We start from the raw sequence: 11,735 nt of genomic DNA, 5'->3' as shown, positions 1-11,735 counted from the left end.
ATTTTCTGAATGTTTTCCACACATGCGCACTAGGTTACATAATATAATTATACTCTATTTTGTAAGGCGAAATTAACTGCTTCAACTGCATGTATATGAGTTGTGTCGAATATCGGAATGGATACGTCTTCCTGCTTTATTAATAATCCTATTTCTGTACAACCTAATATGATTCCTTGTGCTCCTTCTTGTACTAGCTCTTCTATAACTCTTTTATAATATACTCTAGATTGAGATGTTATCTTTCCTAAACACAATTCCGTATATATTACTTCGTTTATCTTATCTCTATCCTTTTCTGATGGGACCATTACTTTTATATGATTCTCTTCAATACGTGACTTATAGAAATCTTGCTCCATTGTATATTTAGTTCCAAGCAAACCAACTGTTTGAATATCTTTTCTTTTAATTTCTTTTGCAGTTGCATCAGCAATATGTACGATTGGAATATGAATATACTCCTTTATTTTTCCAACTACTTTATGCATTGTATTTGTGCAAATAATTATAAAGTCTGCTCCTCCCTTTTGTAATGAATGTGCTGCATTCCCTAGAATTTCTCCTGCACCATCCCAATCACCACTAGACTGATATCGTTCAATCTCTTCAAAATCCACACTATTAATTAAACATTTAGCTGAATGTAACCCACCTAATCTACTTTTTATTTCTTCATTTAAGACTCGGTAATATTCAGAAGTTGATTCCCAACTCATCCCACCAATAAGACCTATCGTTTTCATACAAAAACACCTACCTAAACTATTTTTATACAACTAATAATGATATTTTATTATGTACATTATACACAATAAAACAAGACTTTACGTTTATCATATAAAGTCTTGTTTTTAACTAAATAAGATGTTAATAATGAAGATTAATTCTAAATTCATTTCCTCGGAAATTTTTATTGAATATTCTGAAATTAAAACTTCAATGTTTTTATAGAATCTTCATATCGATAATGAAAACATTCTCGATACAACTGCTTGATTTCATCATAGGATGGTACTCGTGGATTATTTCCTGGGCTACCACTTTCAATTGCATCTGACGCCATTTTAGAAATAGCTTTTTCAAATTCACCTTCACAAATTCCATATTCTTTTAAATTTGGAATACGAAGATCAAAACAAAGTTTTTTTATTTCCCTCAGCGTGTAGTCAGCTACTTCTTCATCACAATCTGAATACAAATCTTTATTTAAACAGCGGCCAATTTCCGCTAATCTTTTTACCGCACTACCTTTTGTATATTCTAAAACTGTAGGTAATAGTATTGCATTCGATATACCATGTGGTACATGAAATAATGCTCCTACTGGTCTTGACATTCCATGAACTAATGTAACAGATGCATTCGAAAATGCAATTCCAGCTTGTAAGGAAGCAATCATCATCGCTTCTCTTGCCTCCATATTCTCTCCATCTTCATATGCAATACGTAAATACTTCATAATACTTTCAATTGCTGAAAGAGCGAGTACATCTGTAAGTGATTGTGAAACTTTAGAAATATATGCTTCGACTGCATGACATAATGCATCTATCCCTGTTGCTGCTGTTATATGAGCTGGTACCGAACGTGTTAAAATCGGGTCAATTATAGCTACTTGCGGGGTAAAACTTGGATGCTTCATCATCATTTTTACATCTGTTCGTTTATTCGTTATTACTGCTACACTTGTTACTTCTGATCCAGTGCCAGAAGTTGTTGGAATTGCAATAAGTGGTAGCGGATCATTGTCTATTTCTAAATTCTTTTGAACATAATCTTCCACTTCTCCACCATTTGTATATAACACCGCAACTGCTTTCGCAGCATCAATACAACTTCCACCACCAAGACCGATAATAAAATCACATTTTCCTTCTTTACATACAGTTAATGCTTCTAACACGTGTATATTTGTAGGCTCTGCATTCACTTTATTATATGTAATAGTAGTAATACCTTTTGCATTTAGTTGTTTTATACACTTTTCAATGTACCCTAATTTCTCCATAATTGTATCAGAAACTATGAAAGCTCTTTTCCCCAATTTCTTTGATTGTTCCCCCAGTTTTTCAAGTGAATTTCTCCCATATAATACAGACTTCGGCATACGAAACTCAGCAACTTCTTGCAAGTACTCCACCCCTTCTTATCATTCATTTATTATCTAATCTTAATAAATTCCTGTTGAAGTATAGAATGCGATAACCAAAAATACAGCAAGCGTTTTCAATACTGTGATGGCAAAGATATCTTTATAAGATTGTTTATGAGTTAATCCCGTTACTGTAAGGATAGTAATAATAGCCCCGTTATGTGGCAATGTATCCATTCCTCCTGATGCCATTGATACGATACGGTGCATTACTTCTAATGGAATATCAAATTGATTAGCTGCTGCAATAAACTTATCTCCCATTGCACTTAAAACGATTCCCATTCCTCCTGATGCAGAGCCTGTAATACCAGCTAAAATATTCGTCGTGACTGCTCCATTCACGAGGGGATTTGTGAATGTGGCAGAGATGCCATCTCGCATAATCGCAAAGCCTGGAAGTGCTGCGATGACACCACCGAATCCAAACTCAGCTCCTGTATTCATCGTTGCAAGTAGCGCTCCACCAATACTTGTATTTAATCCAGCTTGAAACCCTGTTACTACTCGTTTCCAATATAATAATAGCGTTGTTACTATACCTATAATAAGTGCCAATTCTACTGACCAAATACCAACTACTGCACTTAATTCTACTTTTCCAAATGTCTTCATACCAATTGAAGAAAAATCAAAACCGTTCGGATACCACTTCGGTATCATAATAGTAAAAGCTTTATTCATTACACCTACTAAAATAAGTGGAATAAAAGCAATTACTTGCTGTGTTCTTGTAATTTCAATACTTTTAAGTAGCGGCATATCTTTTTGTTCTGCTTGCAAAGATGCTGCCATTTCGATATTCCCATCGTTAAAACCAAAATATCCTTCACCGGCTGCTTTTGCCTTCTTACGTCTACTCTCTAAATATAGTAAACCTAATGTAAGAACAAAAATTGCTCCTACAATCCCAAGTACCGGTGCAGCATAAATATCTGTTTTGAAAAATGTTGTTGGTATTACGTTTTGAATTTGTGGTGATCCAGGTAGCGCATCCATCGTAAACGTGACTGCTCCAAGAACAATCGTTCCAGGAATTAAACGCTTCGGAATATTCGCTTGTCGAAACAACTTAGCTGCAAACGGATATACAGCAAATACTACTACGTACACACTAACACCACTATACGTTAAAATAGCACCCATTAATACAATCGCTAATATTGTACGTTTTTCACCAACTAACTCTATAATTGTCTTTGCAATTGAGTCCGCAATCCCTGACATTTCTACTACTTTCCCAAATATTGCTCCAAGTAAAAACACAGGAAAATATAGTTTAATAAAACCTACCATTTTCTCCATAAAAATGTTCGAAAAGAAAGGTAATACAAAACTAGGTTCTGTCAAAAATACCGCAAATAACGCAAATATTGGCGCAAATAAAATTACAGAAAAACCTCTATATGCTACAAACATAAGTAAACTAAGTGCTAATAATATAATAACTAGCTCCAATTATACCCCTCCTTTAAACAGAAAATTCAAACTATTACTAATAAACTTCTACTACTATCTTTTGATTCTGACATCACTCCTCTTATTCATACAAATTTTTCATGCTAAAAATGTCTAATTATACATATTCGATTACATATAAAAAATCCCTTTAAACAAAAACGATTTCATCGTCATACGTTATAAAGGGATTTTCAGTCTCTATATTTACTTCTTTATCAAACTATTTTCTAAACAAAAATGATGTAGTTCTTTTACATCATTTACTATATGAGTCGCACCCACTTCAGTCAATTCTGTTTCACTACCATAGCCATATAAAACGCCGATTGAAGCAATTCCATTATGGTTCGCACCGATTATATCGTGCTTTCTATCTCCAATCATAACAATCCCTTCTCTATTAAGTTCTTCATTTGTGTGTAAAATATGAGCAATAATCTCTTCTTTTTTTATTCTTGTACCATCTAAATTACTTCCAATAATATCTTCAAAATAATCCGTTAATTGAAAGTGCTCTAGTACTTGCTTTGCAAATACTGTAGGCTTTGAAGTTGCTACAAATAAACGATTAGCTGAACTTTTTAATTGTTGTAAAAGATCTGGAATACCTTCATATACATTATTTTCAAACAAACCACGCTGCTTTAAATATTCACGGAAATAAAAAACAGCTCGTTCAACCTCTCCTTCACTCATATTATATCTCTCTATGAATGATTGCTGAATGGGAGGGCCAATAAATGAATCTAACTCGCTTATATGTAATTCTTCTATGCCAACCTTTTTTAATGCATACAATACTGAATTTATAATCCCTTCTTTCGGATCCGTTAATGTTCCATCTAAATCAAATAGAAATGTTGTGTACATGTTTCATTCCCCCACTCATTTTACTTTATAAGTAACCTATAACATATTTTCCCATTCCCCCTTCTATTATACTATCATTATCTTTTTTCTGAAAAATCACTTTTCCTATGTCACATACTTTCAGTTACAAAAAACGATACATATGATAAAGTAAAAAAGTTACAATTATTTTAATAGAAACTGGTGAAACAAATGTCAATTACATTAATTTTTATAATGGCTTTCACAATTGTCATCCATGCTGTTGAAACTAGCTCTTATAGTATTCGATTAGCTGGTGTACGTTTAAAAAAGATTGCCGTTGCCTTATCCGTCGTAGGAATGGTACTGCTTATTTCAAGAACATCTAACTTACTACAAGCCTTTTTAATCGGTGGTATTGTCGATGAAGCAAAATTAGATTCTTCTATTGATTTAGAGCATATTATACGGCTCGTTCTATTATCTGCTTCTGTTGGTACATTGCTTGCGATTATACTGTATCCAACTTTGACAAAACTATTTGGATACGTCATTCAAAACTTTGAAACAGATGGTTCATTCATTCGAATGATGAAGACGAATAACATTCAAAAATTAAAGTACACAAACAAATATGTACGGTTTCCAAAGTTAGAAATGATTCATAGACTGCGTATCGGTGGTATTCCAAAACGTATTATGCTTATTAACATGTTTGCTACTGCTATTTATACAGCAGGTGTTCTTGCTGCCCTTTACGCTTCTTTTCTAAATCCAGACTATGCAACAAACGCAAGTACAGCTTCTGGTCTTGTAAATGGTTTTGCTACAATTTTATTAACGGTACTACTCGATCCACGCATCGCTCTTTTAACAGAACGTGCTTTACAATCAGAGCATGGTGCTGAATCTATGAGTAAAATGTACGGTTGGCTAATGATTTCTAGACTTTTCGGTACATTATTAGCACAACTACTATTTGTACCAGGTGCTTACTGGATTTTATGGATTATTGAACTAATACATTAATTTACTAGAAAGGTGAGTTTATTAATGAATATACAAACAGAGCAAGATATAGTTCGCTTAATAGAAAACGACGAATGGATGATGAATGTATTACAAATAGCAAAATCATTAGAACTACCTGATTGGTGGATTTGTGCCGGATTTATTCGTTCTAAAATTTGGGATACTTTACATAACTATGAAGCTAAAACGACTATGCCTGATGTTGATGTGATTTATTATGATAGTCTACATGAAGATGAGATATACGAACAATCATTAGAAACGAAATTAATGAATATGGATGCTACTATCCCTTGGTCTGTAAAGAATCAAGCTCGTATGCATGTAGTAAATAATATGCCACCGTATTCTTCTTCTGTTGATGCTATTTCTAAATTCCCTGAAACAGCAACGGCTTTAGGAGTTACATTAGACGAAAAAAACAATGTTATATTAACAGCTCCGTGTGGGATAGAAGATGTACTTTCCTTACAAGTGAGACCAACAGCTCATTTTCTTGAATCGAAAGAACGATTACATATGTACAAAAACAGAGTTATTAAAAAGAATTGGCAAAGTAAGTGGCCTAGCATTACAATCACATATCCAGAAATTTAGAAAGGATGCTTCTTATTTAGAGAAGCACCCTTTTCTTCATTTCAAAAAATGTATGACTGTTTCTGCGAATCTATCTGCTTCCTCATAATGAGGTGAATGACCGCTCTCTTCAAATACGATATACTTGCCGTTTCGAGCATCTTTATTAAATATTTCAATTTGTTTTTCACACGTTACTACATCATGTTTTCCTACTATTAATAACATTGGATTCTGTACATCTTTTATTTTAGATAATAATGACGTATGACATGCTCCTTCTAATTTTAATCTATCAAAATGAATTTTGGAGCGTTTTGAAAATACTTCCCACTCTTGATCACTGTATAAACTCTCATCTGTCCTATCTTCCTTATTATTGTAAATCTCCATTCTTTTTTCTTCTAATTCTTCGCTTAATCTTATATAAGCATCAAGCAACTCTTCTGAACTAGCATCGCTAGATGAATAAGCTATGGACTCTTCTGCTACTTCTTCTTTTCCATACTTTTTTAATAACTCCCCTGTCTTTTGTAACAAAGCTCTACTTGTTAATGCAAAATCGAAAGTTGGTCCTTCAAATATTATTTTCTCTATTGAACTTGGATATATCGACGCATATAACAATGCTAAATATCCACCGAAAGAATGTCCAATTACAGACCACTTCTCAATTTGTAATACTTTTTTTAGTCCCTCACAGTCTTCAATCAAATCTTTTAATCCAAAAGCTTCGTCCTCAGTAATTTCTTCAGAGCGACAAACACCTCTTTGATCAATCATAATTACATATAGAGAATCTTTTAAACGTTCCGCTTGATGAAATGAAAAATCATAGCAACTTTCTCCTGGTCCACCATGCAAGTATAAGACTGGATTCTTTTTAGGATTTCCATGCGTTTCAACGTATAGCTTTTTCCCTCTAATATTCATATATTTCCCTGTTTCTATCAAATGTGCCTTTATAATCATCACCTTCCTTTTTACTGAATATTATAACATTCAATGTTAAATAACCCCTATTACATTTAAAAAGACAATAATTATTGCGAGCGGTGCTACAAATCGAAGTAAAAATGCCCAGCAAGTAAATACTTTCTTTCCATAATTTCCACCTACAAAAAACTCTGCTTCTAGCACCTTCTTTTCCATTTTGAATGAAACGAAAATACTAATAAATAGTGCTCCAAGTGGCATTAATATATTACTAGATAAGAAGTCTATTGCATCAAATATATTCTTTCCGAAAATCGTAATATCACTCCATACTCCAAATGATAACGCTGATGGTATACCTACTAAGAAAATGCAGAAACCGATCATCCATGATAATTTTCTTCTTCTTTCTTGTTCACCATTTGCTAATGCTGAAACAACAGTCTCTAATAAAGAAAATGCTGATGTTAATGTCGCAAATGTAAATAGTGCAAGGAATACTGTTAAGAAAAACCCACCGAATGGAATTTGACTAAATACAGATGGTAATACGATAAATAGTAATCCAGGCCCCTCTGTTGGCTCCATTCCTAATGAAAATACAGCTGGAAAAATAGCAAGACCTGCAAATAATGAAACAAATAAATTCAATCCAACAATTGTTATTGCTGATTTTGGTAAACTTTCTTTTTTATTTAAATAGGAACTATACGTAACCATTATCGAAATCCCGATACTAATCGCAAAGAACGATTGTCCCATCGCGAATAAAATACTTTCTGAAGTAATCTTTGAGAAGTCTGGTTGTAAGAAAAACTTCACACCTTCCATTGCATTATCAAGTGTTAGTGATCGAACAATAAGAGCAACAAATAAAACAAACAATGCTGGCAACATATATTTACTTGCTTTTTCAATTCCGTTTTGTACACCTTTTGATACAACCCAAATCGTAATGAACATAAAAGCGAAATGCCCCATAATCGCCCAAGCGGGATTTCCAATTGTTTCAGTAAATAATGTACCATAATTCTGTCCCGGAGTAATAAGTTGCCCAGTTACTCCTCTGAATAAATAAATTAATACCCATCCACCTACAACACTATAAAACGAAAGTAATATAAAACACGTTCCAACGCCAAGGCGTCCAATCCAGTGCCACCCTGTATTTGGTGCAATACTTTTAAATGCTCCAACTGCTTGTTTTTGTGTACTGCGTCCAATCATAAATTCAGCTATAAGTAGTGGTAGTCCAATTAATACAGTAAATAATATAAAGATTAAAAAGAATGCTCCTCCCCCGCTCTTTCCAGCGATATAAGGAAACTTCCATATCGCGCCAAGTCCAATTGCTGATCCTGCTGCAGCCATTATAAAACCTAATTTCGAAGTCCATTGCTCCGTCTGTTTCATCTTATTTCCCTCCTATAACATCCTTTTATATAGATAAATTAATTTTATAAATTAATTCAAATAAACCCTCCATTTCTATTTCTATAATATAAAAAAATGGCCTAACGTCTCTATATAAAGAGACGCTAAGCCATTTACTTAACGCGGTACCACCCTTATTGATTCCATTATGAATCCACCTTAGTAGTAATCGTTTGATTACAAACCTAATATCGAAGGTTAACCGTTAAGATTTACTAAGAATGTGATTCCGTTCCACCTTACTGCTCCTAGGCGAGTTCAGGATGTCATTTGACTATGTCACACCAACCCATAGCTCTCTGTACAAATATACGACCTTACTACTCCTATTCAACACATTTTAATATTTAGAATATATTTTCTTTTGAAATTAATATGAAGTATATCTGTTATATTAGTAACTGTCAAGGTATATATTATTTTTTTGTCGAAAAGAATGTTCCATTGTAACTTTGTACAATCGGGAAATGTTATTAATCATCTAGATCATCATGATCCACATCGTCTTCATCTTGGTCATCATCTTCATCTTCATTTTCATTTTTTATTAATTCAAATTCCTTTTCCGCTATAATATTTCCATTTTTCTTGTTAATATATATTTTTTCCTCATCTTCGTTTGTTTCTACCTCTATTTCATATACGCCCTTATCGTCCATACGTTCTACATCAATTTTCTCTACAACTCCATTTACCTTTTCAATTGCAATTTGTTTAGCTATTTCTGGACTAAGCTCTTTACTTTCGTAACTTTTTTCTTCTCTCTCTTCATATCGCATTTCTTCATGTTCCATTGCATTTACACCATATGCTGTCCCTCCAGCAATGAAAAGCACCATTACGATTCCAATCCATAATTTCATTTCATGTTCCTCCTCTTCATTTCTTTCTTACTTACATACTAAAATGTTAAAATGAAAGAAATCTGTGAGGAACATTAAAATTTGATGAGAATCCGTTTATTGTTGTGATTATCCTTCGTCATCATCATCTTGATCATCGTTGCTTTCTTCTTGATCATCGTCATCTTGTTGTTGCAATGACTCCTTTTGCTGAATAGTGTTATTTACCGATGTAGTTGATATAATTTCTCCTGTTATTGTATGTACCCTTACATCAACCGTTTCTGTTTGTTTTTTTATAATAATTTGGTAGGTAGCCGTACCATTTATATCAACTATACTTAACTTCTCAATAAATCCACCTTGTACTTTTTGTAACGCAACTTCTTTTGCCTGTTCTTCTGTTATAACTTTTTGTATTTGTGAAGTACCAATAAAAGCGCCTGTAGTTTCTTCAATTTCTACTATTACATTCTCATTTGCACTTTTCTCTATTTCTATTACATATATTTTTTTTTCATTTTTTTGCTCAAGTCTAATTCCCTTTACATTCCCTGGCACTTGCTGCACTGCAATTTCTTTTGCCTGCTCTTCTGTAACTTTTGTCATCGGTTTCTCTAACAATTGAATTCGACCAGTTGTTTTTTCAACCTCAACTACCTTACTTTGCTTATCATTTGTTTCTACCGTAATTACAAACACTTCTATCTCTTTTCTCTTTTCTAATATAGTATGTTTAATTTCACCTTGTACTTTCTGTAGCGCCATTTCTTCCGCTTTCTCTTTCGTTATTGTATTACTTTTTAATGATTTTTCTTTTGCGCGTTTTATCTCTCCATTTTTGGCATCTACTATTATTTCATATGAGCCTTGTTCATTTGAAAGATTTACCTTATAAAAATCTTGTTCCCCTTTATTTACTAATTTCATACTTTTAATTTTTCCAGGATACTGTTCAGATACAATACTTTGAATTTGTTTCTCAGATAATATTGTTTCTCCTTGCTTAGAAACAATACGTTGTGATACAAACGCTACACTTACAACCGCAAAGCAAACTAACAATGCAATTTTCCATTTCTTTTTCATGTTTAAAGCTCCTATCCTTTTATGAAAAATGAGGTAAATTTACTGTAACTTTCGTCCATTCTCCTTCTTCACTTTCAAGTTGTATATCTCCTTCATGAGCATCAATAATTTGTTTGGCAATCGATAAACCTAAACCAGTCCCCCCAGTTTCCCTACTCCTCGCCTTATCAACTCGAAAGAAACGATCAAACACTTTCTGTATATCTTCCTTAGGAATTCCCATACCGTAATCTTGAATAGAAAAAAAGACTTTTTCTTTTTGTATTCCTACTATAATATCTATAGAATCTTTACTGTATTTCATTGCATTATCTAATAAAACTACTAATACTTGTTTTATTTTTTGTTCGTCAATACTTACAACAATTTTTTCTTCCTCTGTTATAACACGAAAATTCCGAGCATATGTTTTTTCTAGTTGCTCAGCAGTCACCTGACATAATCGGACCAAATCTGATGCGTTAGTCTCCAAATTCCACTCCGCACTACTGTTTGCAAGAAGCAGCATTTGATTCGTCATACCTTTCATTCTTACTGCCTCAGAATAAATCGCTTCTACAGATTCTTCTAAAACATCTTGTTTTTTCATTCCCCATCTTTTTAATAATTTCGCATAACTTTCAATAACTGTTAACGGTGTTCTTAATTCATGCGAAGCATCTGAAACGAACTGTTGCTGCTTTTCAAAGTTCTGATGTAATAAATCAATCATTTTATTAAATGTCGTTCCCATTTTGTACAATTCATCTTTTGACTTTTTCTCGAGCGGTATTTTTTTGAATATCCCTCTATCCTGTATATGTTCCATAGTTTGTATTAAAGAGTTTACAGGTTTTAAAATGAGTTTACTTAACATTCTCCCCGCAAAAAAAGACGGAATTAAAACAAAAAGTGACGCAATAACTAATACATTTTTTAACATTTTTAAATTCTCTTGCAAACTATCTAAACGTTCTGTCATTTCTAACGATACAATTTTTCCATCATTCCAAATGATTGGTATTTTTATATATGCAAATTTCTCCTCGTTCTTCTCATAAACTCCGGCTGATTCTTTTCTTTCAAATTTCGTATTTAATACTGGAATTGGTTTTGTACTATCCACTTCTTGCCTAATCGTTACCTTTGAATTTTCATTAATAATTCTAATCATACCGTTTGAAGGTAAGTATGGTTGCAACAAATTTACTGCGTCAATTTCTTTTGCTGAATCCGCGTTCATTCCTTCAATAATATGTAGTGCCTCACGTTTCAATCGTTCTAACTCTCCGTTCGTAGTAACTTTATAAAACAAAAAATATATTGAACTATTAATAATTAATAAAATAAGTAGTAACCATACTGTTGAGAATAAATATATTTTATTTTTAATTTTCATA

11 protein-coding genes and 1 other annotated feature are annotated in these 11,735 nt (G+C 32.9%); of the genes, 2 read left to right on the top strand and 9 right to left on the bottom strand.

Going from position 1 to position 11,735, the window contains the following annotated elements; translation table 11 throughout:
• Positions 1 to 47: 47 nt before the first annotated feature.
• From ACQVV1_RS00125 to ACQVV1_RS00110, 4 genes are all read right to left on the bottom strand, one after another.
• A complete protein-coding gene (locus tag ACQVV1_RS00125; RefSeq protein ID WP_060630658.1) occupies positions 48 to 746 on the bottom strand; it encodes an aspartate/glutamate racemase family protein in 699 nt (232 codons plus the stop codon).
• Positions 747 to 931: 185 nt separating this feature from the next.
• Entirely contained in the window at positions 932 to 2,134 is a 1,203-nt protein-coding gene (gene eutG, locus ACQVV1_RS00120; RefSeq protein ID WP_242251811.1) for an alcohol dehydrogenase EutG, read from the bottom strand.
• A 39-nt stretch (positions 2,135 to 2,173) separates the two neighbouring features.
• Complete coding sequence (locus tag ACQVV1_RS00115; RefSeq protein ID WP_309260111.1) at positions 2,174 to 3,613, bottom strand: GntP family permease; 1,440 nt, start codon at positions 3,611 to 3,613, stop codon at positions 2,174 to 2,176.
• A 207-nt stretch (positions 3,614 to 3,820) separates the two neighbouring features.
• Entirely contained in the window at positions 3,821 to 4,486 is a 666-nt protein-coding gene (locus ACQVV1_RS00110) for an HAD family hydrolase (protein WP_242251809.1), read from the bottom strand.
• A 192-nt stretch (positions 4,487 to 4,678) separates the two neighbouring features.
• Between ACQVV1_RS00110 and ACQVV1_RS00105 the strand changes: the two genes are divergently transcribed.
• Together ACQVV1_RS00105 and ACQVV1_RS00100 are read left to right on the top strand one after the other, a co-directional pair.
• Positions 4,679 to 5,476, top strand: coding sequence for a lipid II flippase Amj family protein (locus tag ACQVV1_RS00105; RefSeq protein ID WP_063223291.1), 798 nt, complete (start codon positions 4,679 to 4,681; stop codon positions 5,474 to 5,476).
• A gap of 24 nt (positions 5,477 to 5,500) precedes the next feature.
• Entirely contained in the window at positions 5,501 to 6,076 is a 576-nt protein-coding gene (locus ACQVV1_RS00100; protein WP_242251808.1) for a nucleotidyltransferase family protein, read from the top strand.
• A 36-nt stretch (positions 6,077 to 6,112) separates the two neighbouring features.
• Here ACQVV1_RS00100 and ACQVV1_RS00095 read toward each other — a convergent pair whose 3' ends face one another.
• The 5 genes from ACQVV1_RS00095 to ACQVV1_RS00075 form a co-directional block, all read right to left on the bottom strand.
• Positions 6,113 to 7,027 (bottom strand): alpha/beta fold hydrolase, encoded by a 915-nt coding sequence (locus tag ACQVV1_RS00095; RefSeq protein WP_242251807.1) that lies wholly within the window; start codon positions 7,025 to 7,027, stop codon positions 6,113 to 6,115.
• A 36-nt stretch (positions 7,028 to 7,063) separates the two neighbouring features.
• On the bottom strand, positions 7,064 to 8,404 hold the full coding sequence (locus ACQVV1_RS00090; protein ID WP_242251806.1) for a sodium-dependent transporter: 1,341 nt from the start codon (positions 8,402 to 8,404) through the stop codon (positions 7,064 to 7,066).
• A 115-nt stretch (positions 8,405 to 8,519) separates the two neighbouring features.
• Positions 8,520 to 8,768 (bottom strand) — a binding site (T-box leader).
• Positions 8,769 to 8,898: 130 nt separating this feature from the next.
• On the bottom strand, positions 8,899 to 9,288 hold the full coding sequence (locus ACQVV1_RS00085; protein ID WP_242251805.1) for a PepSY domain-containing protein: 390 nt from the start codon (positions 9,286 to 9,288) through the stop codon (positions 8,899 to 8,901).
• A gap of 108 nt (positions 9,289 to 9,396) precedes the next feature.
• A complete protein-coding gene (locus ACQVV1_RS00080; protein ID WP_242251802.1) occupies positions 9,397 to 10,356 on the bottom strand; it encodes a PepSY domain-containing protein in 960 nt (319 codons plus the stop codon).
• A gap of 19 nt (positions 10,357 to 10,375) precedes the next feature.
• Positions 10,376 to 11,734 carry a sensor histidine kinase gene (locus tag ACQVV1_RS00075; RefSeq protein ID WP_242251800.1) on the bottom strand — a complete coding sequence of 453 codons (1,359 nt, stop codon included), beginning with the start codon at positions 11,732 to 11,734 and terminating at the stop codon, positions 10,376 to 10,378.
• Position 11,735: the final 1 nt, after the last annotated feature.

It is taken from the genome of Bacillus basilensis (assembly GCF_050630465.1).
In the GTDB taxonomy this organism is placed as follows: domain Bacteria; phylum Bacillota; class Bacilli; order Bacillales; family Bacillaceae_G; genus Bacillus_A; species Bacillus_A basilensis.
The sequence above is the reverse complement of the archived record's forward strand: the minus strand, read 5'-3'. Positions and strand labels throughout refer to the sequence as shown.